Source organism: Bacillus sp. FSL K6-6038 (assembly GCF_038050455.1).
Lineage (GTDB): Bacteria > Bacillota > Bacilli > Bacillales > Bacillaceae_G > Bacillus_A > Bacillus_A pseudomycoides.
In genome coordinates this window covers 116,466-143,375 of record NZ_JBBOUH010000002.1, presented here as the reverse complement: position 1 = coordinate 143,375, position 26,910 = coordinate 116,466, and the positions used below count along the sequence as shown (strand labels likewise).

General features: G+C 35.3%; 13 protein-coding genes and 6 pseudogenes. 10 read left to right on the top strand and 9 right to left on the bottom strand.

Going from position 1 to position 26,910, the window contains the following annotated elements; translation table 11 throughout:
- Nucleotides 1-208 precede the first annotated feature (208 nt).
- Together NSQ40_RS28405 and NSQ40_RS28400 are read right to left on the bottom strand one after the other, a co-directional pair.
- Nucleotides 209-1,549, bottom strand: a pseudogene (locus tag NSQ40_RS28405) (IS4 family transposase); the annotation flags it as partial.
- A gap of 118 nt (nucleotides 1,550-1,667) precedes the next feature.
- Nucleotides 1,668-2,264: a DedA family protein gene (locus NSQ40_RS28400; RefSeq protein WP_003203054.1), complete on the bottom strand. Its 597-nt coding sequence runs from the start codon at nucleotides 2,262-2,264 to the stop codon at nucleotides 1,668-1,670.
- 353 nt (nucleotides 2,265-2,617) lie between these two features.
- Between NSQ40_RS28400 and NSQ40_RS28395 the strand changes: the two are divergent.
- Nucleotides 2,618-2,881 (top strand): annotated as a pseudogene (locus NSQ40_RS28395) (IS4 family transposase); the annotation flags it as partial.
- A 365-nt stretch (nucleotides 2,882-3,246) separates the two neighbouring features.
- Nucleotides 3,247-4,107 carry a nucleoside triphosphate hydrolase gene (locus NSQ40_RS28390; protein WP_341286180.1) on the top strand — a complete coding sequence of 287 codons (861 nt, stop codon included), beginning with the start codon at nucleotides 3,247-3,249 and terminating at the stop codon, nucleotides 4,105-4,107.
- A gap of 351 nt (nucleotides 4,108-4,458) precedes the next feature.
- Here NSQ40_RS28390 and NSQ40_RS28385 read toward each other — a convergent pair whose 3' ends face one another.
- A complete protein-coding gene (locus NSQ40_RS28385; protein ID WP_170957100.1) occupies nucleotides 4,459-5,313 on the bottom strand; it encodes an alpha/beta fold hydrolase in 855 nt (284 codons plus the stop codon).
- A 122-nt stretch (nucleotides 5,314-5,435) separates the two neighbouring features.
- Between NSQ40_RS28385 and NSQ40_RS28380 the strand changes: the two genes are divergently transcribed.
- From NSQ40_RS28380 to NSQ40_RS28365, 4 genes and pseudogenes are all read left to right on the top strand, one after another.
- Nucleotides 5,436-6,380, top strand: a complete 945-nt coding sequence (locus NSQ40_RS28380; protein WP_044438632.1) for a helix-turn-helix transcriptional regulator — start codon at nucleotides 5,436-5,438, stop codon at nucleotides 6,378-6,380.
- 96 nt (nucleotides 6,381-6,476) lie between these two features.
- Nucleotides 6,477-7,526: pseudogene (locus NSQ40_RS28375) on the top strand (IS4 family transposase); the annotation flags it as partial.
- Nucleotides 7,527-8,039: 513 nt separating this feature from the next.
- Nucleotides 8,040-9,347, top strand: coding sequence for a group II intron reverse transcriptase/maturase (gene ltrA / locus NSQ40_RS28370; protein ID WP_098159124.1), 1,308 nt, complete (start codon nucleotides 8,040-8,042; stop codon nucleotides 9,345-9,347).
- A 143-nt stretch (nucleotides 9,348-9,490) separates the two neighbouring features.
- Nucleotides 9,491-9,841: pseudogene (locus NSQ40_RS28365) on the top strand (IS4 family transposase); the annotation flags it as partial.
- Nucleotides 9,842-9,989: 148 nt separating this feature from the next.
- On the opposite strand, the gene NSQ40_RS28360 reads toward NSQ40_RS28365, so the two are convergent.
- Complete coding sequence (locus NSQ40_RS28360; protein WP_003203522.1) at nucleotides 9,990-11,201, bottom strand: IS110 family transposase; 1,212 nt, start codon at nucleotides 11,199-11,201, stop codon at nucleotides 9,990-9,992.
- Nucleotides 11,202-11,814: 613 nt separating this feature from the next.
- Here NSQ40_RS28360 and NSQ40_RS28355 point away from each other — a divergent pair.
- Together NSQ40_RS28355 and NSQ40_RS28350 are read left to right on the top strand one after the other, a co-directional pair.
- Nucleotides 11,815-12,228 (top strand): annotated as a pseudogene (locus NSQ40_RS28355) (DDE-type integrase/transposase/recombinase); the annotation flags it as partial.
- A 480-nt stretch (nucleotides 12,229-12,708) separates the two neighbouring features.
- Nucleotides 12,709-20,262 carry a non-ribosomal peptide synthetase gene (locus tag NSQ40_RS28350; protein WP_417894396.1) on the top strand — a complete coding sequence of 2,518 codons (7,554 nt, stop codon included), beginning with the start codon at nucleotides 12,709-12,711 and terminating at the stop codon, nucleotides 20,260-20,262.
- Nucleotides 20,263-20,304: 42 nt separating this feature from the next.
- Here NSQ40_RS28350 and NSQ40_RS28345 read toward each other — a convergent pair whose 3' ends face one another.
- Nucleotides 20,305-21,012 (bottom strand): IS6 family transposase, encoded by a 708-nt coding sequence (locus NSQ40_RS28345; protein WP_258248676.1) that lies wholly within the window; start codon nucleotides 21,010-21,012, stop codon nucleotides 20,305-20,307.
- Between the two features lie 156 nt (nucleotides 21,013-21,168).
- Here NSQ40_RS28345 and NSQ40_RS28340 point away from each other — a divergent pair, with 156 nt between their 5' ends.
- Together NSQ40_RS28340 and NSQ40_RS28335 are read left to right on the top strand one after the other, a co-directional pair.
- Nucleotides 21,169-21,636 carry a PH domain-containing protein gene (locus NSQ40_RS28340; protein ID WP_240522770.1) on the top strand — a complete coding sequence of 156 codons (468 nt, stop codon included), beginning with the start codon at nucleotides 21,169-21,171 and terminating at the stop codon, nucleotides 21,634-21,636.
- Between the two features lie 1,084 nt (nucleotides 21,637-22,720).
- Nucleotides 22,721-22,903 (top strand): annotated as a pseudogene (locus NSQ40_RS28335) (SunI/YnzG family protein); the annotation flags it as partial.
- 195 nt (nucleotides 22,904-23,098) lie between these two features.
- Here the strand turns inward: NSQ40_RS28335 and NSQ40_RS28330 are convergent.
- From NSQ40_RS28330 to NSQ40_RS28315, 4 genes are all read right to left on the bottom strand, one after another.
- Nucleotides 23,099-23,938, bottom strand: a complete 840-nt coding sequence (locus NSQ40_RS28330; protein ID WP_003198538.1) for a YitT family protein — start codon at nucleotides 23,936-23,938, stop codon at nucleotides 23,099-23,101.
- 445 nt (nucleotides 23,939-24,383) lie between these two features.
- Complete coding sequence (locus NSQ40_RS28325; RefSeq protein WP_098159217.1) at nucleotides 24,384-25,025, bottom strand: ATP F0F1 synthase subunit alpha; 642 nt, start codon at nucleotides 25,023-25,025, stop codon at nucleotides 24,384-24,386.
- A 327-nt stretch (nucleotides 25,026-25,352) separates the two neighbouring features.
- Entirely contained in the window at nucleotides 25,353-26,060 is a 708-nt protein-coding gene (locus NSQ40_RS28320; protein ID WP_258248675.1) for an IS6 family transposase, read from the bottom strand.
- 57 nt (nucleotides 26,061-26,117) lie between these two features.
- Complete coding sequence (locus NSQ40_RS28315) at nucleotides 26,118-26,687, bottom strand: hypothetical protein (RefSeq protein ID WP_098159513.1); 570 nt, start codon at nucleotides 26,685-26,687, stop codon at nucleotides 26,118-26,120.
- Between the last annotated feature and the right edge of the window lie 223 nt (nucleotides 26,688-26,910).

Sequence of the window (26,910 nt, the reverse complement as noted above, 5' to 3'; positions counted from 1 at the left end):
GCTAGTCCAATAAACCAGCAGCAGTCTAGGACTTTATTTTTTATGTCAAAGACTACCGCTGGTTTTACATTAAAGTCAGTCTAACATTTTATATTTTTCGGAAAGAAACAATAAAATCAGCATCTGCCTTCCGTGCCTACATGCTCGTAAACTAGAATTTGAAGCTTACTTTAAACATAGACGACGTATGTGCCATCGCCACAGGGTGCCGTCCGTTTTTCTGTAAGAGGTCAAACAGACGAAGAAAAATTTTTGATACTTCTTGAGTGTCTTGTTGTATAGCTTCATATACTAAGTACAGATGATCTTGAATCATATAAATTGCTTTATATTCACTTAATTCTTTTTGTTTTTTCTGTAGTAACAGCTGTCGCATTTTGAACATAGTGGAAGAACAAAGAAAAATAGCGATTAACTGTCCATAAAGATGACATTCTAGACGCTCTCGCTTAATATTGTGACAATGATTGATACCAAAAAGAGATTTCCATGTTTTAAATACAATCTCTATTTGCCAACGTAGAGAGTAAATCTCGTGAACATGTTCCATCGGAACAATTTCCCATGGGATGTTGGTAATATAAACATTGATTTCTGTTAAACGTTTACTTTTTTCAGAGTATGTAACCCCTTTTTTCTTTTCAACATAAGTTTGCTGTTTCCTACGTTTATGAACTTGAGTTGATGTGAGTCTGTATATTACAACTCGTGAGGGTAATTTTTGTTGTCCAACATAGGCATTCTGAATTTCATAAGTATCTCCTGGTTTTATCTGATGCATGACATGTTCAAGGTCAAGTAAAGCATATAAAGATTGCTTTTTTACTGTCCCATCCCGAAAGAATTCTGGAGATTCATTTTTCACATATACTCTATTATTTAATTTCAACCGTGAAACATAGAATACCCCTCGTTGATCCATCTGATCTAAATCTTTTAGAGAAAAGTATCCTAAATCTCGAATACATAAATCTCCTGGTCGTAAGGTATCCAAACATTCTGTACCAAAGGTTTTATCATTATTTTTACCTGGTTCCATTTGAAAATTGAGGAATTTCCCACTATGTAAATCATACTCTAGTTGAATCTTAATACCAGCTGTCTGTGCACATCCTCCTGAACCAGGATAAATAGAAGCTAAATGATTGGGTACTTGAAAAATAGTAGCATCTAGAATACGTATACGTTGAAAATAAGAGGTGTATTGATTTGAGATTTGAGACGAATCGTTTAATTTGCTTTTGATTAAAAGAGAAAATACACGTTGTAGAAATAAAACAGCACATCGGTTAAAACGTTGATTAAGTCCTTCCGGACTTATAAGTGTAGCTGTATTTGCATAAAGCTGACTACATAATCGAGTAAGAGAATCGCTTGCTACCTGTTGACTAATCCAGATACATAAGGCAGCCAAATCTCGTGCGCCATACTTACTTTTACGTTTTACAAAACCTGTCTCTTGTGCGAGTTGTTGAAGAATATGTGGAGATAGATATCGCTGTAATTCTTCAGCAAAAAAATGAAACTCATCTTGAATCGATAGATTCATACAAAAAACGCCATCCTTTCTGTATATTTCTACAAAAAGAATAACGCTTTCTATGAATTATGGGTATAAATTCATCTTAGGTTGATAGTAATGTATGGTGGCCCCTAATAATAAATTACTAGCCACGTCTTCTCATTAATTTTTTTACAACAAAATAGAACACAGCAAGAGCCACTGCAGTAATAGCAAAATATTTAATATAGGGTCCTGCTACTTCATTTATATTCTCCCACTTTTCACCCAGTTTCCAGCCTAAATATACAAATAATGCCGACCAAGGAATAATTGCAAGTGTAGTAAGCGTAATAAATCTAACATGTGACATTTTAGCAATACCTGCAGGTATTGAAATAGCATGGCGCACAAAAGGAATGAAACGTGCTGTAAATATTACACCAGTTCCATAACGATTGAACCATGCTTCCGCATGATCAATATGCTTTTTTTGAATGAAAATATATTTTCCATAACGCTCAAGTACTGGTCTACCTCCATAACGACCAATCCAGTATATAAATAGTTGTGCTATAACTCCACCAATTGTACCGAATACAACAGCACCGAAAAACGATATACTTCCCGATGATACTAAATATCCAGCATAAGCTAGCACAATTTCACTTGGGATTATTTCAATCATTAGTCCAAGCATAACTCCCCAATAACCAAGTCCTTCTAAAAAAACTAAAATTGAATGGATTAAATTACCTAACATCTTTACACCTACCATATACAAAATTTTTAAACATACTAAAAAAATAAAGAGATACCTTATTCCAGGTACCTCTTTATTTTACATAATATACAAATTATTCATAGTAAAAGTATGATAAAGATTTCTTTGTTATGTACTGGTCTTCTTTTACATAACACCCATTATCAGTAGTAAAACAAAAAACTCATTCCTTCTAGGGTTAGTACCAATGTCCATCAAGCTAATACTTTGAAGTCTCCAAAAAACGTAAAATTTTATTATTTTACAGTTATTTATGAGAATTCAACTTATTTTTTTCGTTTTGGGGAACAACCAATTTCTTAAGTTGATGGGCATGTATGGTGACCCCTATTATGTTTCAAATGCGGAAGTTACTTCTTATGAAGAAGAAACAAGAATTGAGTGAATATAAAGCTATTTATATGATTAAAGACTATTTTTTTCTTCTATTCCAAGCTATACAGAAAGACACCCAAGAGCTATCAAAGATTCTAATTCGCCTGTTCAACCTCCTACAGCAAAATGGGCGAAAATCTCATCGATATGAGAAGAAAACAGTCTTTGATATATTAGGTGTCGTTTACAATTGTACCACGTCTGATAATCAAGCGGCTTAATTCAAAAAAATGAAACCCGATAGGGTTTATTTCGTATGCAAATCTTTAAATTCTCTACACATAATCTTTATAAAAAAGAAACAACCTCTATAATAATTAACGTTGTATGAGCTTAGCTTGATAGCGATGGGGTCCCGCCACATGCCCATCAAGTTAAAATCTCATACCACCCCCAGAACGAAATTTTGTATTAACTTGTAACAAAAAAGTAATTATAATTACATTAAGAGTTTATTTATTACATTAAATTAAAAAAAAGATTACATTTTTGTTACAAAAACTATTGATTATATTTAAATATCATAATATAATTCTGTTTGTGGAAATAAAAACTAAAATTATTCATTATTTGGGGGATATGGAAAATGAAGAAAGCTATTTTACCAGTTTTAATGTCTGCAATGTTTGTAGTGCCTGCAGTATCTCATGCTGAAAACCAAGAAGCTGTAAAACAACTTACTCCAAAAACAGAACAGGCAATGCAGAAAACAGGGTGGGTAAAAGAGGGAAATACATGGTATTTCTATGACCAAAATGGTGTGAAGCAAACAGGTTGGATTGAAAATGGGAATTTTTATCTAAATACAGATGGTACGATGAAAACTGGATGGCTACAAGATAAAGGGAAATGGTATCACTTTGATGAAGATGGACGTATCACTTTAAAATTAAAAACTATTAATGGAAAGACATATTACTTTGGTACTGAAGGGGTTATGTCTACTGGATGGATAGACTTTGGTAGATCTGATGCAGTATGGCGTTACTTTAATGAAGAAGGATCTATGGTTACGGATTGGAAAAAAATTGATGGTAACTGGTATTACTTTGATAGCAACGGATATATGGCTACTGGATGGAAAAATATCAATGGAAGTTGGTATTACTTTAACGAAGATGGAACTATGATTAAAGACTGGAAAAATATCAACGGAAAATGGTATTACTTTTATGAAGAAGGTAGCATGGCTACAGATTTTGGTACTATGAATGGAAAAACGTATTACTTTGACGATAATGGAGTCATGTCTACTGGATGGGTATATTTTGGTAACTCCTACGGTGGGCAATGGCGTTACTTTAATGAAGATGGTTCTATGGCTAGAGATTGGAAAAATATCAATGGAAGTTGGTATTACTTTAATGATCATGGATACATGGCAATAGGGAAACATTTTATCGATGGGAAATGGTATTCATTCAAAGATAATGGCGTTATGATGTAACAAAAGGTCTTTTAAACTGAATATATGACACCAGATATCTATTTTAAGATATTTCTATACTAAGAAAAGACACCTGTGCGGGTGTCTTTTTTGTGTGTTATCCCTTCTTATTAATCTAGAAAAAATAACGTCTTTAAGAATAATGGGTAGTAAATATTCTTAAGTTGATGGGCATGGGATCCCGCCACATCGCTATCAAGTTAAGATATCTATTGTTCCCCCAAAACAAAAAAAGCTATCTTAGTTTATAAATTAGGATAGCTTTTCTATTTAACCGTCTTTCCTGTGAATAGTTACAATTATTCACAGGAAAGATTAGAAAGTCCTTTTCTCTAAGTAATTTTATATAATTTACCAACCCTTTTCATCTGTATATTCAAGAAACTTATTGATTTCATAACTCAGTTCCTTTGAGTGGTCAAACATCATTGCATGGGATGTTCCAGGAATAACAACAGTTTTACTTTTTTTTAGTTTAAGTTTAACACTTTTTATAAACTCTAACTTCTTGTTAAGGTCACCTTCTTTTTCTGCTGGCAGAAATAACACACTACATTGAATGTTTTCATACAAATGTTCTACTCTTCTATCATAAAGATCTTCAGCTATTTGTCGAAGCGTATCTCTCTTAGATATAAAAGTTACTTTCCCATTTTCCAGCTTTCGAGGCTCATAATCTTTCATCACCAGTTCACGCTCTTTGTTCCAAGGAAGCCAGCTTTCTTTCATATAATGTATCAACGCTTCCCTTGACTCAAATTCTTGTTCGGGACTGGAAAAGTATTTATTTAAATGCTCTTCTTTTGTTTCAGTATGCAATCCTTCGGATTTATTAACTAAGGCCCCTTCGGAATTAACTAAAGAAAGGACCCTTTCTGGGTACATTGATGCAAAGCTTGTACCGATATAACAACCGAGGGAGCTTCCGACGATATAAGCTTTATCAATTCCAAGAGAATCTAGCACCGCTCGAACATCTTCAGCTAAGGTTTCAAGTTGATATCCCGTTGCAGGCTGATCTGATTTACCATGTCCTCGTATGTCCATGGCAATTACGCGATATTTTCCCATAAAGCTTGGAATTATGCTCCTCCAAATGGCAGAACTTCCACCCATATAATGCAGTAATAGCAATGGTTCACCCGTCTGACTGTATTCATAAACCTTAATTCGTACGCCATTTGAATCTATCATGTGTTCTTTCATTATAATCATAACCTCCTGTTATTTTCCTTATCCGCTATTATTTTTTTAAAATTTCGTGACTTCAATTATATCTTATCGTATATTGGTGACAGATAACGTCACTAATAATAGGAGATATTTTCATGTCTAGAAGTGGAAGATTACTTGAATTATTAATTTCATTAAATACAAAACACCGATTTACGGTTCAAGAATTAGCAGATGAGTTTTCTGTATCAAGAAGAACAATGCTTAGAGACTTGCAACTATTAAGTGAAATGGGGGTTCCTCTTTTGTCCTCACCTGGACCGAATGGCGGTTATAGTCTTATAAGGAAACAGAAACTTCCACCGATATCGTTAACAGCAGAAGAAGCTACAGGGCTGCTTCTATCGTATGAATTATTAGAGCAGCATGACGGACCCTTTAAATATGAAAATATGTCTACCCTTACTAAAATACGTACCACCATGTCTGTCGAAATGCTTCAAAAAGTCGAACAATTAAAAGGTCGATTAGCAATAGCTTCTCCTCGAAGAAGCTTTAAGAACCTTTATCTAAAAGATATATTGCAGGCATCATTAGAAAGAAAGCATGTGGAAATAGAATATGAATCTCGCTCTGGATATTCAATTCGGACAATTTTTCCTTACGGACTTTTTATATCTAATGGATTATGGTACTCTCTAGCGTTTTGCTATAAGCGTAACAATACTGTGACGTTTCGAGTCGATCGGATTGTTTCCCTCAAAGTTAATCAAAATATTACTGAATCTATTCCTATCGATATGACAGTTGAAAAATGGCTAAAACAACCAAATAATTCAACAAAGGAATTTATTTTAAAAGCTCGATTAACAAAATTCGGATGCAAAATATTAGACCCTCATCCTATAGGAGAATGGATACAAGTAAATCCTGATGGTACTGGAGTAATCGAAGAAAAAATCAAAGAGTCAGATATTTGTTTTGTAGGAAGGATGTTCCTTAGTCTTGGTGCTGAAATATTTATTGAGGAACCGGTTGAATTAATACAATTCTTACAGGAAGAAGCATTCAAAGTAGTCAATCAATATTCGAAAATGTAAAAATAAATTGCCAACAAAACTGAAATTGCAAACTATCCTTAAAACGAAAAAAACGTTATCCTTTGTCTAGGACTATAGGAAAGGATGGCGTTTTTTATGTCTGTTTCTGTATCTGACGAATTACAACTATTTGCTCAAGAGATTCAAAGTTTTTTATCTCCAAATACCTTACGGGATCTTGCTAGAGATGTTGGTTTTGTACAACGAACCAGTAAGTATCAAGCAAAAGATTTAGTAGCTTTATGTGTATGGGTGAGCCAAAATGTAGCTATGACTTCTTTAACTCAATTATCTAGCTGTTTAGAAGCATCAACAGCAGTACTTATCAGTCCTGAGGGACTGAATCAACGATTTAATAAGGCGGCCGTCCAACTTTTACAACACCTACTAGCCGAACTATTAAGCAAAAAATTGGCCGCATCTATGCCGATTTCTTCTCCATACACTTCTGTTTTCAAGCGTATTCGTATTTTAGATTCAACTGCATTTCAACTCCCGGATGTATTTTCATCGGTTTATCCAGGTGCAGGAGGATGCAGCCATACAGCTGGGATGAAAATTCAACTTGAGTATGATTTGTTAAGTGGACAGTTCCTACATATTCATACAGGTCCAGGTAAAGAACATGATCGCACTTACGGCTCTCTGTGTGCCCCAACTGTGACGGCGAATGATTTATGTATCCGAGATTTAGGTTATTTTCATTTAAAAGACCTTCAATATATACAAGATAAAGAGGCCTACTATATCTCTCGTATCAAGTCGAATACACGTATTTATCAAAAAAATCCTAGCCCTGATTATTTTCAAGATGGAAGAATTAAGAAAGGTACAGAGTATATACAGATAGATATGGAGACGGCAATGAACTCTCTTCAACCAGGACAAACATGTGAAATAGCTGATGCTTATGTAGGTATGATTGATAAAGTGCCAGCTCGTGTAATTGTTCATCGATTAACAAAACAACAGCAACAAAAACGATTACAAGATCAAGCTGTAAGAGAAAAAAAGAAAGGAATGAAGTATTCTCCTCGTAGTAAACGACTCAGTGGTATCAATGTATATATGACAAACACCCCTACAGATATTGTCCCGATGGGACAGGTACATGACTGGTATTCTTTGCGTTGGCAAATCGGCGTGTCCAGATAAGGACACATTATCTAGTTGGTGAAAGTCCAATCGGGAGAATAGACTCCACTCCCGTAGCCTGAGAGGCACCATGAAGTGAAAGCGACATGGCGAAGCCCTCTGACATCACATGCAAAAGGCATGTGGGCAAATCTCCAGGTTGTAACGTACAGTGAACGTAGACGTAGCCTCGTTACACGCAATTCCGGTGGCTGAGACGGTCGATAACGTGCGAAAGCAGCAAGAACTGACCGAAACGAGTCTGGAACGGCAGTTCTCACCGGCGGGGTATCAGCGGCGACATGGAGAGAAAGATAATGTGGAAACTGGAGAAGCCCTCGACACCCGATGAAGAAACCTCATCGAGGAGACCGTCTCTATAACCGCGATCGGGAAGTGAGAACGGTAGGTGTCAGGGTGGCGGAACGGATCGTAGTACCAGAGATCTGCGTGCAGCAAAACGCGCGGGGAGGGAAGGGTCCGAACCTGTAAATATTTCGTACGACCAAAGGAGGCAAGGGTGCCATGACAAAAACACCTATTACTTTGCAGGAACTAAGGCGACGAATCTATCAAAAGGCGAAGTCTGAACCTACGCATCGGTTTTGGGGACTATTTTCCCACATTACCAAACTAACAACCCTCCATGAAGCATATCAGCATGCGAGGAAAAACGGCGGTGCCCCAGGTATCGACGGTCAAAGTTTCGCTGATATAGAAATAGAGGGAGTTATACCGTTTTTAAAGAACATCCAAGCAGAACTGCAGGCTGGAACATATCAACCACAAGCTAATCGTAAAGTAGAAATCCCAAAAGCAAACGGCAAAATGCGGACACTGCAAATCCCATGTATACGGGACCGTGTGGTCCAAGGAGCGCTAAAACTCATATTGGAAGCTATCTTTGAGGCTGATTTCTGCCCAAATTCCTACGGATTCCGACCAAAACGCTCCCCGCATCAAGCGCTGGCAGAAGTGCGACGCAGTGTACTGCGTCGTATGACCACAGTCATTGATGTTGATTTGTCACGTTACTTTGATACAATTCGGCATAACATCCTACTGAGGAAAATCGCAAATCGTGTCCAAGACCACCAAGTTATGCGCCTAGTAAAACAGGTGGTAAAAGCCGCAGGAAAGATTGGAGTCCCGCAAGGGGGACCGTTCTCGCCACTAGCGGCAAACATCTACTTGAATGAGGTAGATTGGACATTTGATACCATTCGGCGTAAAACGACGGAAGGCAACTATGAAGCTGTGAACTATCACCGATTTGCCGATGATATGGTTATCACCGTAAGTGGGCACTCCAGTAAACGGGGGTGGGCTGAACTGGCACTGCGACGACTGCAGGAACAATTGGAGCCTTTGGGAGTTGAACTGAATCTTGAGAAAACTCGGATGGTCGATGTCTTACAGGAAGAGTCTTTTGCCTTTCTGGGATTTGATTTCAGGCGAGTACTGAACCGAAATAAGACCCGACACTTCATATGCATGACCCCAAAGAAGAAAGCCCGTACGGCAGTGAAAGCAAGGATCCGCGAACTCATTCAAAACGGAGGAGCCAAACCAGCACAAGACTTAGTAAAACAAATCAATGCCGTACTAACAGGATGGGTGAACTACTTTCGAGTTGGAAACTCCAGCGGAGCATTTAGCGAAGTGCGTGACTATACGGAGATGAAAATCCGTACACTGCTGACAAGAAGGAAACGGCGACGAAAGCGTAGTATCGGATGGCAGAGATGGAGTAATGAATATCTCTATGGTGTACTGGGGCTCTACTGGGACTGGAAAGTCCATTCCCTTAAAAGCGCAGAGGGATACCGATGAAAGTGTCTGCGATTTGATAGGTCTCATAACCCTTTTGATGAAGTTTATGGGGTGAGCTGCTTGAGGGAAAACCTCACGAGCAGTTCTTATGGGGAGGGGTTGGAAACGGGTCATAACTGATACCGCGCCAGTTCTTTACCCGACAGCTGTTATTTAAAATATGGAAATCTTGGTTTCAAATTCATCGTTGTAAATCTATTAAACAAGAGCGATTAGAATGTCATCTTTATGGACAACTCATTAGTATCCTATTATGTTCTTCTACAATGTTTAAGATGAGAGAACTCCTGTTACGTAAGAAACAGAAAGAGCTAAGTGAATATAAAGCGATGTACATAATTAAAGATTATTTTTCACTTTTTCACCAAGCATTACACAAAAACACCCAAGAGCTATCAAAGGTTCTCCTTCGTCTGTTTAACCTCCTACAGCGCAACGGACGAAAATCTCATCGATACGAGAAAAAGACAGTCTTTGATATTTCTTACGATTAGTCAATCCTTATTTTTAGATTTTTAATCAATTAAATATCGCAAAGCCTATATCATATATGTTAAATTTAATGCAAACTAAATACCCCTAATATGTATTCGTTTTTTTACTAGGGGGAATAAATATAGTATGATGAATGAGACTATGATTTCAGGCGGTTAACCGATAATCATAGTGTATGTTATGTGTAATAAGGTAGAAGAGGAGCTTCAATAACTTATTTACACATGCGATTGACGCAACTTTATGACATTTGTTATAAGGTTGCGTTTTTAATTTATCATAATACTCAACAATGTGGTTCTGTCCGTAACGACGTAGCTTTATCATGTTCTGGATAATGAGAAAAAGAAGCTTACGCAGATGCTTATTTCCACGTTTATTGATCTTATCTTTGAAAAAAGTTTTTCCTGATTGAAAACGGCGTATATCAATACCTGCAAATGCATTAAGTTGTTTGTTATTTTCGAAGCGAGTAATATCCCCGATTTCAGCTAACAAACGTATAGCCGTATTGGGACCTATTCCCGGAAAACTAAGAATAATTGGATATTCTGTGCGACTTTCAGCTAATCGTACCATCTTCGTGATACACTGTTCTTTTTGATAAAGGAGCTCCTGATAGCGTTTCGCGTACGATTTGAGTTGTTCACATAAAACGTCATCCTGACGTACGGCTGGATAAGAATACCTGGCAGCCTCAAGTACTTCCATAGCTTTCTTTTCTGCTATGCTGATTGAGATGTTTTTATTGGTATTCTTGCGAATCTGATTCTTCATGACCGTTTTGGAAAGATTTTGAACAAAATCTGGGTGAGGGAATAATTGAACAAAGTTTAAAAATAAATCTGACTTAGTTGTGAAAATCTGTTCCAATTCCGGAAATGTCAACTGAATGACTTTATGCATCCGGCTACGAATCAAAGATAATTCGTCATCCAGTTCACTATAAAACCTTGAGAGTGATTTTAATTGATAAAATAAGTTATCTGTGCCTGTCTTTTCCCTCCGGGAAGCCGTGAAATGTGTGAGAGCTAATTGATGCGCGTCGCTTCTATCGGTTTTATGAATCCGTAAGGAATCGCATTGTAATTTCGCTTCTAAAGGATTCAACAGAAAGTATTCAAACTTGTTATCTTGCATAAAACGCTCTAGTTGTCTCGAATAGACACCAGTTGCTTCGAACACAATATGAGGTGATTTTTTATTTTCATTCATAAGTTGATCTATTCGTTTTCGTAGTTCTTCAAAATCGGGCTTAGAATGATTGATTTCACTTTCAAAAATACATTGTTTTTGAGCATTATAAATAACCATATAACTCTTTCCCATACTAACATCAAACGCAATTACATGTTGCATATTTTGCCTCCTTATGTAGAATTGAAGTCCTCATCTTACTCTTATCGATTCCCATTTCTTATACACGATCTCAAGGATCCACATACTAAACTGATTCAAATAAGGTAAGTGAAGAAGATCTGTTTTGGGTACGGATTTAAAATCCCAATATCAAAGCGACCTATTCTTCACTTCTACTATAAAAAAATAGTAGTGTAAACCAATGCCTTGGTTTACACTACTAATCTTAGTATGTTTTGGGTGTTGTGTATGAGTATACCACTTCTACTCATCAAGTAGCATAGTAAAAAAATTGAAACCCGTCAGGGTTTATTTGATATGCCTACTTTTATAAAATCTATAAAAGATAATAAAAAACTATATGGAAAGACCGCATTTTGTATAAAAATATACCTTAAGTTGATGGATGTGTGGTGCTACCCCATAAAGAAAAGACACTCAATGAGTGCCTTCCTTCAGTTCTTTAGTTCACCAATTGTTTTTCTGTAGGGTTTCAACATGATTAATGAAAAAATATAGAGCAGATCTATAACAAAATAATAGCATTATGTTACCTGGTTTTCTCATGCAATTTTACATACAGGAGTCTCGCCACATACCTATCAACCTAGTGAAAATAAACACCATCGATTTTTACCTAAGTAAAGCAAGAAACCACAAGGCTGCAAAGCGATTCTTCAAGAAAGCTTTGCAGTCTTTTCATATTTCTGAGCCTCGTGTCGTGACAGTCGATAAGAATCCAGCTTATCCTATAGCAGTTGAAGAATTGAGAAAAGAAAAAAAGATGCCATTAGGCATCCAACTAAGGCAAGTGAAATATCTCAATAACATAGTAGAACAAGATCATCGGTTTATTAAAAAGCGAGTTCGTTCGATGTTAGGATTGAAATCCTTTCACACAGCTACATCCATTATTTCTGGAATAGAAGCTATGCATATGGTAAAAAAAGGGAAACTTGTTTTACTGGACAAGTCTGTCCAAAATCAAGTGAAGTTCATCCATCAACTATTTGGAAGTACTGCTTAAGACTAGATTCCACTAGGAAACTTTTCGCCTCTTTATATCTTTCCTAAGTATTTGCACCAGAACCAGAATTTTAATGAGGTTTATAATTCATCTCAGAATTTGTTATATATTCCAAATTTCGACATTCTTTTATGGGATATTAATATATAATTAATGAGGTTTTCGGATATTAAAAATCAAAATTTGATTTTCAATATCTAAAGCTATTTTTATTTTGTAAATTACAGTATTAGCAATAATACATTCTTCAATTTTTCATGCACCTTAGTTAATCACAGCATTAAAGAAATCAATTCAAATAGGAAAATTATTTCTATTGAAAAAAGATGAAAAAAGTCGACTAATAGTAGAAAGGATTTAAATAAGTGTAAATGTTGTTTTGAATGCCTAGATGTGTAATAAATTCCTAGTATAATATCTTGAGTTTTGTAGAAATGTTAATAGTTGTATTTTGCATGGAATCTAATAGGGGTGAATAGATTGGGAAATAAAAAGTTTATTAAAACTATTCCTTTATCAAAAGGACAAAGGGACTTTTTTTTGCAGTATTGTTTGTATCCAGATAAATCCTCATATAACGAACCATTTGCTTGGCATGTTTATTCAAAATTAGATGTTTCACTTGTAAAAAAAGCTTTTATTGAAATTATCAAACGTCATGAGATTTATCGATCTATTTTTGTTATGGAGAAGGATCCTGTACAGAAAGTTTATAGTGAGCTAAGTTTGGATTTTGAAGTTATTGATGTGGGGACCAGAGAATTGTCTTCTATTAAGAGAGATTTGCACAAAGAATCATATAAACCTTTTGTATTGGAAAATGAGTCACCTTTTAGAGTGAGATTGTTTCGCTATGCTGAAGATCATTATATTATGCTTCTAGTATGGCATCACATTGCTACTGACGGTTGGTCTATATCCTTAATATTAGATGAGTTTGGAACAATATATAAACACTTAAAAGAAGGAACTGATTACGACTTAAAACCCATATTGTTTCAATATTCAGATTTTGTTTCTTGGCAAGAAAATTTATTTTTAAGCGAAATTGGAGAAGAATCGAAGGGATTTTGGAAAAATAAACTTAAAGGTGAGATACCGGCATTAGAATTGCCGATTGATAAGAAGCGACCACCTGTTCCTTCATATGAGGGAGGATTAGTACCTTTTCAACTAAGTAGAGAGATTAGTGAGAATTTGCTTAAATTCTGTGATAAAAAAGGTTTTACTCTTAATACAGTCTTATTATCCCTTTACTTTGCTTTTTTACATCGTTATTCAGGACAAAATGAAGTCATAATAGGGACACCTAGATTTGGTAGACGAAACAAAGATTTTCGTAATACTTGTGGATATTTTGTTAATATGCTTCCTATTCGAATTCATTTCAAGGATGGTTATTCGTTTGAGGAACTTTTAAATATTCTTAATGATGAATTAAAGGAGTGTGTGAAACATCAAGACTATCCTTTTTCTATGATGTTGAAAGAATTAGAATCTAGTCGTGACGTTAGTTACTCACCTGTCTTTCAAACTGGATTTGCGTTGCAAAAAGCTAGTAAGCAAGATGCAGCAATTTTTTTGGGGAATTCTACAAATAAATTTGATTTACATGGACTAACATTGTCTCCTTGTAGCTTAGAAAAGAATACGGCCAAGTTTGATTTGACCTTATTTATGGAACAAGAAAGTGACAAAGCGATTTGTGGTAATTTCGAATATAATAAAGATATTTTTCATGAAGATACCATCTTGAGATTAATTCGTTATTTAGAACAATTTATTGGATTTGTTTTACATAATTACGAAGAAAGCATTTCTAAAGTTAACTTATTACCTGTGGATGAAGAAAAACAATTACTAAAGGAATGGAATGATACAAGAGTAGAATACCCGACAGAATCCGTTATTCAAGAACTGGTTGAACAACAGGTCGCACAAACACCAGAGGCAGTAGCTTTAGTATATAAGAATCAGCAACTTACTTATAGAGAATTAAATGAAAGAGCGAATCAATTGGCTCATTCCTTACTGAAAAAAGGTGTAGGACCTGAGACGATGGTTGGAATTTGTGTAGAACGATCTGTAGAAATGATTATTGGTCTACTTGGAATCTTGAAAGCAGGCGGTGCATATGTGCCACTGGACCCAACTTATCCAGAACAACGACTGAAGTACATCTTGGATAACGCGAATATTAAACTGATGGTAACGCAAAGAAATGTGAACGGATGGTTACCTGAGGGAATAGAGAGTATTTGTTTAGATGAAAATCAAGAAATGATTTCACAGGAGATTATTACTAATCCAATAATTGAAGTAACTCCAGAAAATTTAGCCTATGTAATTTATACATCGGGATCTACTGGAAACCCGAAGGGTGTGTTACTGGAACAAAAAGGACTATGTAATCTTGTTCATGCCATTATTGATCTAATGCAATTAAATTCAAACAGTAGAGTGATCCAATTTGCATCTTTATCATTTGATGCGGCAGTATTTGAAATATTTACAACTCTTGTGGCGGGTGGAACGTTGTGTGTAAGTAGCCAAGAAGATGTTATGCCTGGGGAGCCGTTAACAAGGTTTTTACAAAATAATAAGATTACACATGCTACTTTACCACCGACGGTGTTAAATGTCTTAGATGAATCCAAATTTGAACATCTCAAGGTAGTTGTCTCTGCTGGTTCAGTTTGTAGTGAAGAAATTGCGAAACGTTGGTCAAATAATCGTATATTTATCAATGCTTATGGACCAACAGAAGCAACAGTTTGTGCAACGGCAGGAATTTATGAAGGAAATAGTCAACCTCCTATTGGACGCCCGCTTTCTAATGTGGAAGTGTATGTATTGGATCAAAATCAGCAACCTGTGCCTATTGGTGTAGCCGGGGAACTATGCATTGGAGGAGTTGGATTAGCACGTGGTTATTTAAATCGTCCTGAATTGACAGAGACATCCTTTATTCCGCATCCATTCAATGGGAATTCTAATGCCAAGTTATATCGAACTGGTGATTCCGTTAAATATTTACCAGATGGAAATTTGGAGTATATTGGTCGAATTGATAACCAAGTTAAAATTAGAGGTTTCCGAATTGAATTAGGAGAAATTGAAACCGTATTAGGCCAACATCCTATGATTAAAGAGGTCGTTGTATTAGCTCAAGAAGATGAACATGGAGATAAACGATTAGTTGCTTATGTCGTAGGTGAAGGGAGTGTGCAAGACTGGAGAGAACACATAAAGGAAAAACTCCCTAATTATATGGTACCAGCCCATGTTGTCAAAATGGATGCTTTACCGCTGACGATTAATGGTAAATTTGACACGAAAGCTTTACCTAAATGGGACAGTGCGGTGCAGGCAAGTGTAGAGCATATCGGACCTCGCAATGAGACGGAGAAAAAATTGGTGACAATTTGGTCAAGTGTATTGGATATTAACCAATCAACAATTGGTGTACATGATAGTTTCTTTGAATTAGGCGGGCATTCTCTATTGGCGACTCAAGTTGTATCTCGTTTACGGGAAGTGTTTGAAATTAGTCTGCCATTACATGAATTATTCCAGTACTCTACTATTGAAGGTTTATCACGGCGGATAACGACACTATTACAAGAGAACAAAGACTATGATATTTCGCCATTACAACCAAAGGAACGAGGAGAACGAGTACCATTGTCTTATGCTCAGCAGCGTTTATGGTTCATGAATCAACTTGAACCAAATAGCTCGCTTTATAATATTCCAACTACGTGGTGCTTGAAAGGAAAATGGGCAATTGAAGCATTAGAAAAAGGGTATAATGCGTTGATACATAGACATGAAATGTTACGCACGGTGTTTCAAGAAATTAATGGTGAACCGCTGCAAGTTATTGAGGACTACACCACGAAATCGTTACAGGTAATTGATTTGCGTCATCTTCCGCAGGAAGAAAAAGAGCTCCAAATGAAGGATTTAACTCAAAGAGAAATAGAAAAACCATTTGATTTAAGCGAAGGACCATTAATTCGAACTCAGTTGATTATCATGGAAGAAGAGGAACTAGTACTTCTTTGTACGATGCATCATATTATTTCTGATGGATGGTCTATGGGAATTTTATTTGATGAATGGTTTGCTTTGTATCAAGCGTTTGCAGAAGAGAAAACAGCGCAACTCCAGCCTTTACCGCTTCAATATGCTGACTTTGCACAATGGCAACGAGATTGGCTAAAGGACGAAGTACTCTCACAACAACTAGAGTATTGGCAGAAAGAATTAAATGGAGAGCTTCCAGTATTAAAACTACCATTTGATTCTCCACGCCCAGCAGTACAAAGTTATAAGGGAGATACGTATCAAGTTATTTTACCAGTTGCATTACTGGAAAGAATTAAAGCATTTTCCCGCCAAGAAGGTGCTACATTATTTATGACTTTGTTAGCTGGATATCAAGGATTCCTTTCACGTTATACGGGACAAAAAGATATTTTAGTAGGAAGTCCTATTGCGAATAGAAATCATAAGGAAATTGAAGGACTTATTGGATTCTTTGTTAATACACTTGTATATCGTGCAAACCTTACTGATGATTTAACATTTAAAGAATTGGTAGCACAGGTGAAAGGAAAAGCATTAAAAGCTCAAGAATATCAAGATGTTCCTTTTGAAAAAGTAGTTGAAGTATTACAACCGGAACGAAACGCTAGTCATTCACCAATATTCCAAACGATGTTTACTTTACAAACTCATTCAAGAAAGCTACCAAAAATATTGGATCACAGTTTAGAACCAATTCCAAGTTATATGGCAGTAGCAAAGTTTGATTTAACAGTAGTGATGGAAGAAACTGAAGAAGGGTTACAAGTAGCCTTTGAGTATAATACAGACCTATTTAATGCTTCGACAATAAATAGAATGGCTAAACATTTTGAACCTTGGTTAAGTGAAGTGATGGATTCTCCTCAAAAATCTATTGGAAGTTTGAAACTGATGAGTAAAGGGGAAGAGAAGCAATTATTAAAAGAATGGAATGATACAAGGGTAGAGTATCCGACGGAATCTATTATTCAAGAACTGTTTGAACAACAGACAGCACGAACACCAGAAGCAGTAGCTTTAGTATATAAAAATCAACGACTTACTTATAAAGAGTTAAATGAAAGAGCGAATCAATTGGCTCATTCTCTACTGAAAAAAGGTGTAGGACCTGAGACGATGGTTGGAATTTGTATGGAACGGTCTGTAGAAATGATTGTTGGTCTACTTGGAATCTTAAAAGCAGGCGGTGCATATGTGCCATTGGACCCAACTTATCCAGAACAACGCCTGAAGTACATCTTGGATAACGCGAATATTAAACTGATGGTAACACAAAGAAATGTGAAAGGATGGATACCTGAGGGAATAGAAATTATTTGTTTAGATGAAAATCAAGAAATGATTTCACAGGAGAGTATGGCCAATCCAGTAGTTGAAGCGACTCCAGAGAATTTAGCCTATGTAATTTATACATCGGGATCTACTGGGAACCCGAAGGGTGTATTACTGGAACAAAAGGGATTATGTAATCTTGTTCATACCATTATTGATTTAATGCAATTAAATTCAAACAGTAGAGTGATTCAATTTGCATCTCTATCATTTGATGCGGCGGTATTTGAAATATTTACAACTCTTGTGGCGGGTGGAACATTGTGTGTTAGTAGCCAAGAAGATGTTATGCCTGGGGAACCATTAACGAAATTTTTACAAAATAATAAGATTACACACGCTACTTTACCACCGACAGTGTTAAATGCCTTAGATGAATCCAAATTTGAACATCTCAAGGTAGTTGTCTCTGCTGGTTCAGCTTGTAGTGAAGAGCTTGCGAAACGTTGGTCGAATAATCGTATATTTATCAATGCTTATGGACCAACAGAAGCAACAGTTTGTGCAACCGCAGGAATTTATGAGGGAAATGGTCAACCTCCTATTGGACGTCAGCTTTCTAATGTGGAAGTGTATGTATTGGATCAAAATCAGCAACCTGTGCCTATTGGTGTAGCCGGGGAACTATGCATTGGAGGAGTTGGATTAGCACGTGGCTATTTAAATCGTCCTGAATTGACAGAGGCATCCTTTATTCCTCACCCATTCAATGGAGATTCTAATGCCAAGTTATATCGAACTGGTGATTCCGTTAAATATTTACCAGATGGAAATTTGGAGTATATTGGTCGAATTGATAACCAAGTTAAAATTAGAGGTTTCCGAATTGAATTAGGAGAAATTGAAACCGTATTAGGCCAACATCCTATGATTAAAGAGGGCGTTGTAGTGGCTCAAGAAGATGAACATGGAGATAAACGATTAGTTGCTTATGTCGTAGGTGAAGGAAGTGTGCAAGAATGGAGAGAACATGTAAAAGAGCAACTTCCAAATTATATGGTACCAGCCCATTTTGTAAAAATGGATGCTTTACCACTGACGATTAATGGTAAATTTGATACGAAAGCTTTAGCTAAATGGGATAGTGTAGTCCAGGCAAGTGTAGAGCATATCGGCCCTCGCAATAAGACGGAGAAAAAATTGATGACAATTTGGTCAAGTGTATTGGGTATTGACCAATCAACAATTGGTGTACATGATAATTTCTTTGAATTGGGTGGGCATTCAATGAAAATTATGGAGACATTAGTGAAAACATTATCCGAAGGCTGGAATGTAACAGTTAAGGATTATTATGAATTACAAACAATAAGTAAAATAGCGGAAAAAATCGATAATGGAACTAGCGTATATTCACAATCGAATAAATCGCAGATACAATTTTTAAAGCCACCAAAGAAAAGAGTAGCAACAGGAAAATTTCACCAAAGATTTGACCAAAGTAGTGCTGTGTTGTTAACAGGTGTTACAGGATATTTAGGTATACATTTATTAGAACAATTACTTGATACTACAAAGTGTAAAGTGTACTGTTTAGTCCGTGGAAGAGATGAAGAAGAAGCTCAAGTACGTTTGTTGAAAAATTTATGGTTTTATTTTAAAGACAAATTTACTAAGTATGAGGCATTAATAAATGAGCGGATTTTTATTGTAAATGGAGATTTAGCTGAGAAGAGATTGGGTCTAAATGAAGATATATATGTAACCCTTCATAAAAATATTAAGACTGTAATTCATGCAGCCGCTCTAACAAAACACTTTGGAGATTACACTGATTTTGAGAGAGCAAATATTAAGTCATTAAAAGAGATACTAACATTTGTAGGCGATGATAAGAAGCTACATTATATATCTACAATGAGTGTGTCTGGCCAGTTTGCACTAGGAGAAGAGGAAAAAGTATTCCAGGAAAATGATTTTTATATTGAACAAAATTATGAGGATAATGTTTACGTGAAAAGTAAATTTTTAGCGGAACATGAGGTGTTCAAAGCGATATCCAAAGGGGCCAATGCAGCCATCTATCGAGTAGGTAATCTTACTAATAGATATTGTGATGGCCAGCACCAAATTAATATTATAGACAATGCATTTATGGGCCGTCTTAAATTTGTGTTACAATACTGCGTTGTATCAAATAATTTATTATCAAGTAAAGTGGAATTCACACCTGTTGACTACTGCAGTAATGCAATTATTAGATTAGTTACTTCAAATATAGATATCGATAATGCTCATGATTATATTTTCCATATGTATAATCATCAGAAGCTTGAACTTAAAGATATGGTGGAAATGTTTAAACAAATAGGGCATTCTGTTGAAGTTCTTGGCGATTCTGAGTACCAACAACTCATGTTAAAAATATCTCAAGATGAAAATAGGCAAGAAGATATTCAAAGGCTCATGGTATCAGGAGAAAAAATGGATGAGCGATATAAAGTAGTGGGATTAGATTCGATCAGGACACAAAAGAAATTAGAAAATATTGATTTTCAATGGCCGAAAATTAATATTGAATATTTACAAAAGGTTATAGAATATATAATTTCATCCGGTTTTTTATCACGAGATGAACTCGGAATATTGGGTTCTAGTGCAAAAAGATAATGAAGAGTAAAAAGAATGATTCATTCCTAACGGAATGACTGCTTATGCGGTAAGGCCAAAGAGAATATTAATCAGTTGTATCTGCTTTTGGACAGACTTTTCCCCATGGAAAGTGTGTCCTTTTCTAATCATATGCATAGCTTCTATTCCAGCAAGTGTTTTGGTTGCTGTGTGAAAAGATTGAAATCCTAGCATATACCGGACTCGTTTTTTGATAAATCGATGGTCTTGTTCGACAATGTTGTTTAGATATTTCATCTGTCGAAACTTGATTCCTGCTGGTAAGTCTCCTGCTTTTTGTGATTGTTTCACAGCTTTTGGATAGGCTGGGTTTTTATCAACTGTGAGGACACGAGGTTTTGAGGTATGACAAGAAGCTAAAGCCTTTTTGAAGAAACGTTTAGCTGATTTTGCTTTTCTATTTTTACTTAAATAAAAATCAACGGTGTTTCCCCCGGAATCCACAGCACGATACAAGTACATCCATTTTCCTTTCACTTTGATATATGTTTCATCGACGCGCCAGAAATTATTTGTTTTCTTCAAATGACGACGAACGCGCTTATCTAGATCCGACCCATATCGATGAATCCAACGCATAATCGTTGTATGAGAAATGGATAAACCACGTTCCTCCATCATTTCCACCAAATCTCGATAACTTAAACTGTACCGGAGGTACCATCTAACTGCTAATAGAATAATCTCCGGCTCATAATGCTTCCATTTAAAATCCACTGGCTTTTTCATCGTCGTACACGTCCTTTATTTATGAATATTTTCAGTGTACACAATGACAGTATTTTTTGCACCAGAACCGTAATTAAAGTCTATTCTTCCTTGTAAGAGTTCCTCCTGACATTCTAGCGAAAAGGTAGTATACTAATAGTTTGTAAGATAAGGAATTTGAGTGGAGGATACAATGTAAGTAAGATAAAAGTAGAAATCACAATTATTGGAGAATACTCTACGTTTGATGGATTAGTCAGCGAAGCAGAGAAGCTCCCTAAAACAAACAGGGAACATTACAGAAAAGTATTGAATTTGCTTAAGAAAGAAGCGGAGGGCGAGAAGTTTTACTTCCTTTCCACAGGAGCATTCAAAGGTACAACCTTCGGATACCTATTCTTTACAGATACAAAGGTTATCCTGGTTGAAGTGAAGCCCCCATTCGGTAAGTTAAAGACTCATGTATATGAGTATAAGAACTACGACGAAGTGGACTACGACATGACGAAGGCTCTTGGTATTACCAACAATATGATTTACCTTAACAAATCAGGATTATTTGGTAGCAAAAAGGATAGGGTAACACACATCTCTTCACCAAAATTCATGGAAATATATGAATTTGTGAAAATGCACATTAAGTAATATTGTGTAAAAAAGACAGTCTATTCCCTCGATAATGGGGGCTTTCCTTAAATAGATTCAGCAGCGCCTGCTATTCTGAAACAGGCCACAAAAATTTGAAGCTTGAGGCTTATTTACAACATTACGATTATATTGACTAAGAAACCAATAATAGCTTATCAAAATTATAAACAAGCAAGCGTTCGGATTCGATGAATATTTCCTCAAATGCATATTAAACCCATTGATATTATATGCATTAAACCCTATAATAAATATAGTGCAAATATGCACCTTTTGAAAAAGAGTGAAAGTTAAAAAAAGGGACCCCATGTGGGTTCCTTTTTTAATACATATAACCAAATTTAACTCTAGTCCAACAATGGAAAATTATTGTTAATTTTATAAAGAAGGGGAGGTACATAAATTAGTATTTTTCTCTTATATCTCAAAACCTAAGAATACTCTTTATTATGAGATACGAACAAAGTTTAACTCAAAATAAATACTAGAAGAGAATTTAATCTCACAATATTAAGTCTTATTTAAATGATTATCCAACAAACATACTAGAAAAGTCTACATTATAATGTTATTTACAAACATAATTTAAAAAGGAACAGTTTCCTCTTTTTTGTATCAATAACATAATATAACTACTTATTTTGAGACACGGAATTCCACTCACTTTATAACTACCGATAAGATTTCTTATGTAAACTAATTAAAAGTAAGTATTTGAAAACACCTTTATATCAGTGGTTTTCCAATGACAGAAAGTATCCCCTTACACGACCATGTGTATTTGTTTGTAAATATACAGAATTATTTTTGAGACAAACTGCCTAATTCGACAAGTAGCCACTTACTTGTGTTCATATACATTCCACTACAAAAATTAGCTTGTGCGTATTTCTACAAAGAAAAAGCATTCTATTTTATTGAACATTTTTACTGTGATACACAATACAATGGGAATACAATGAGGAATATGATTATATTAATAAAGTTCAGTTTTAATTTTTTATAACTAGAATCCAGGTACCTCATTTTATGTAATTTATTTTTCTATTAAATGACACTAATACAGAAAGACCTTGGAAACATGCTAGGTATCGATGTCAAAAAAACAAATGAAGAATTAATTATTTCATGACAATTAGCTAAGATTCAAAATCCATTAAGTGAAATTATTGAGGTTACCATAGCTACTACGTATGCTGGTGTTGAAGAACCAGATGTACTCCGCATTAGAACAGCATACGGTACAACAGATCGTGTGGTAATGTAGCTTTGGAATAAAGGTTGATAAATAATACCCAACAAGCCATCATTTTACGATAAATAAAAAGAATCTATTTTGAATAAAAATTGATCAAAATAGATTCTCATATTTTAGCATTAGGATTTATTTTTATAAAATAGATTGATCATTTTCTGCCTTTTTAAAAACAAATTCTAATTCTTTAAAATCAACCTCTTATTAAGCCTTAGAAATATCTACAAATCCTTCTCCGAACACATCACGAACATCGTGTATGGCGATGAAAGCATTCGGATCAGTAGATTGAACAATCCGTTTTAGCTTTATTACTTCTTGCTTATTAATAACAATATAAAGAATGTCCTTTGGGGTTTTAGTGTAATAGCCATGACCTGAGTATACGGTAACTCCTCTGTCCATTGATGTAGTCACCTGTTTGGCAATTTCATTCGGTTTATCAGAAATAATCGTAATGGCCTTTTTGGGATTCAAACCTTCGATTACAAATTCCATCACTTTAGTTCCTACATATAGCATAATAATTGTCAGCATCAGCTTTTCTGCACCAATGATGAAATAAGATGAAAAAGCAACTATTAAATCGAAGAACAATAGACCATAGCTAATGCTCCAGCCTAAGTACTTATGTGTCATCCTTGCTAAGATGGTAGTACCTGCTGTTGTTCCACCAACCCGAATAATTAGACCAATCCCGCACCCTATAAATACTCCTCCAAAAATGGCATTTACCAGCATTTCATTCGAAGCAATATTCCAACCTTCTGTCAAATGAAGAAATAACGAGTTGGTAACTACAGCAATGATTGTATAAATTGTTGTTAACCTATTTAAAAATTTATAGCCAACTATTAACAAAATCGCATTTAGAATTAAGTTAACTAAGCCTGGTGACCACTCAAATAAATAGTAGGTAATAATCGTGATACCCGTTACTCCTCCTTCACCAAGCTCGTTCGGGATAACAAACAAATTCACACCTAACGCGAAAAGAAATGCACCAATAATAATAAAAATAATGTCTGTAGTTCTGTTTTTCATACAATACCTCACTTCTTATATAAATATTTATTTAGGCATAAACTCTCATCATTATATCGTGGAACATTTAAATCGAACAGTGGTCTGTTTTTATTTTAATATAGGATTTTCATCCAACTTTATTCTAAAACCACATGTAATTAAAACAGTAAAACAAAATTATTTATTATGTACTGCAGATAAAGTTTCGATTTTACATGCAATTCACGCTTGAAAATGAATATGAACACTGAATCGCACAAACTTCGAATAAAAAACAAATATGCGAGGCCATAGATTGTCCTAATTGTAGAGTAAATAAAAAAGTACCCATCTAATTGTCATACACATGATAATTAGATGGGTACTGCATGATACGTTATTTATTTTGTTCTTACTTTACATACATTCGGTTTATACATTTGTGTTTGGAATAAATCGCAAATAACGACTTTTATTCGCCTTATTAAGACCAGATCCATACATCATCATTATTTTCAATGTTGTTCTTTGCTTCATGAACTTTTTCGATATGATCCGTTGTGTTCCAGTTAATAGAAATTCCGCCCCAACCTACATACTTCATATCAATTTTTACTTTCTCACCCGTATTAAATACTTGTCCCTTTGTTAAGTACACATCAATAATAGCTTTCTTCCCATTTACCGATGGATACTGAACAACGACATATTTAGTAGAACCTTCTACCTCATCCTCCATCGTTGCTACTTTTGATACTTCCCCAATCACATAATCAGGTGAGCCATCTTCTTTCATGTGCATACCTAACTTATTTGAAGTATTTTCAACTGCAGTTGCAACCATATATTCTGTAAAATTACGCATCATAGATCCAGTAGCTTTTACTTCATCTCCTCCTTTCACATTTGATAGTGAATCAATATAAACACTAACAGGTTCCTCATATTGCCTAGATTTTACGACAATCACTCCATTATCCACTTCTACTACTCGTCCTTCTAACGTCGAGAAATTCGATTCAATAGAAGCAGCACTCGCTTTTGTTGCTTCTAATCCTGGTAAATTCGTTCCTGATAATGCTGCGATACCTAAAGCTCCAGCTAAAATTATTTTTTTCATACCCATTATGTAACATCTCCATTCATGATGATTTTAGTTGTTTGATTGGATATAATCAACCTGTAACCATTACAGTTACAAGTTATGAAAATAGCAACTATATTTCTCATGCAATCCTGCATATTGCGTATTGAATATACTTAGATTTATACAAATTACTTCTAGATATTTCGCTATTTATCCCGAAACAAACCATCTTATATACTTATCTCAATTCTCGTTCTTAACAAAAATAGTATAGGATTTTTTCTCAGAATAACTCGAAAAAAAGGGTTCTGGTGCAAAAATAAATTATAAAAAAAGTAGGACCTGAATTTCCTACTAAATTACAGATTATGATGCGATACCAAACAATTTATCAATGAAATCTTTTTGATTTTGGGCAGACTTTCCCCCTTGATGAAGTTGCTTCTTTTTCATCATATGCATCGCTTCTATGCCACTCAGTATGTAAGCGGCTGTGCGAAATAATTTGAATCCTAAGATCGAACGCACTCGCTTTTTAATAAATCGATGATCTTGTTCCACGATGTTATTGAGATATTTCACTCGCCTTATTTGGATGTCTACAGGCATCTTTTTTTCATTCTTCAACCCTTCAATTGCTACAGGATAGGCGGGATTCTTATCGATGGTTATCACACGAGGCTGTGAAACATGAAAAGACTGCAAAGCTTTCTTGAAGAAACGCTTTGCAGCCTTGTGATTTCTTGTTTTGCTTAGATAGAAATCAATGGTGTTTCCTTCTGAATCAACTGTACGATATAAATACATCCACTTTCCTTTGACCTTAATATACGTCTCGTCTACTCGCCAAGAATCATTCGTTTTCTTAAGATGACGACGAACTCTCTTATCTAACTCAGGACCATATTGGTGAACCCAACGCATAATCGTTGTATGAGCAATGGATAAGCCCCGTTCCTCCATCATTTCGACTAAATCACGAAAACTGAGGTTGTACCGTAGGTACCATCTTACCGTTAATAAGATAACATCAGGCTGACAATGTTTCCACTTGAATACATGTTCCTTTGCCATACCGGTCACACCTTTTCTAGAGTAATAGGATCAGTATGTCCAGGTGTTAGAGATTACTTACACGTATATTAAAGTTTTTGCACCAGAACCATAATAATTACCAGAAGCAGTTAAAAGGTGAGAAATTGGAATGTTTAATCCACTTGAAAAGGAACCTTTAACTACATATTCTTCCCACATCGAACTATTATGAAATACTTGTACTGCCAATCCAGTAGTCTTAGTTTGTGGTTCTACCTGTACACTTTGAGGTAGGTAAAATGATGTGCCACTATCAATCCACTGATAGTTACTAAATGACATTTTCCCAAAATTATAAACGTTCATAGCAAGTGGAGTAACATCTGTTTCCTTTTGAATATTACCATCAAACTTAGAACTCCTTAGAGGAGTTTTAGCCATGTCTTGATTAAATTTTTCTAATTTCTCTTTAGAATATGTTTTAACCAAATTCCTATCTTTATCGTAAACTTCTACAGATACATCATCAATTTCTGCATTATCGACATTTGCTGTAGATGCAGATACAGAAGAAGGAAAAGCTTCACCATGTGCAACAGTTGAAGGTAAGATTATTCCTGCTGCTAATGCAAATAACCCAGCTTTAGCTAAATATTTTCTTTTCATAACATCATCCCCCTATTGTCTTTAATTTGTAGAACAATGTCATCATATCTTACAAATATTGTATGTGTAAATATGTTTTCAGAATATTTCTTTACCTTTGGATTATGGGAGCATTTTTATGAATTGCAAGAGAATAATAGGGATAAGGGGTACAGGGAAAATTTTTAAAATTATGGGGGCAAAAATATATTTGTTGAAATACAATAAAAAAAGTGTAAACCGA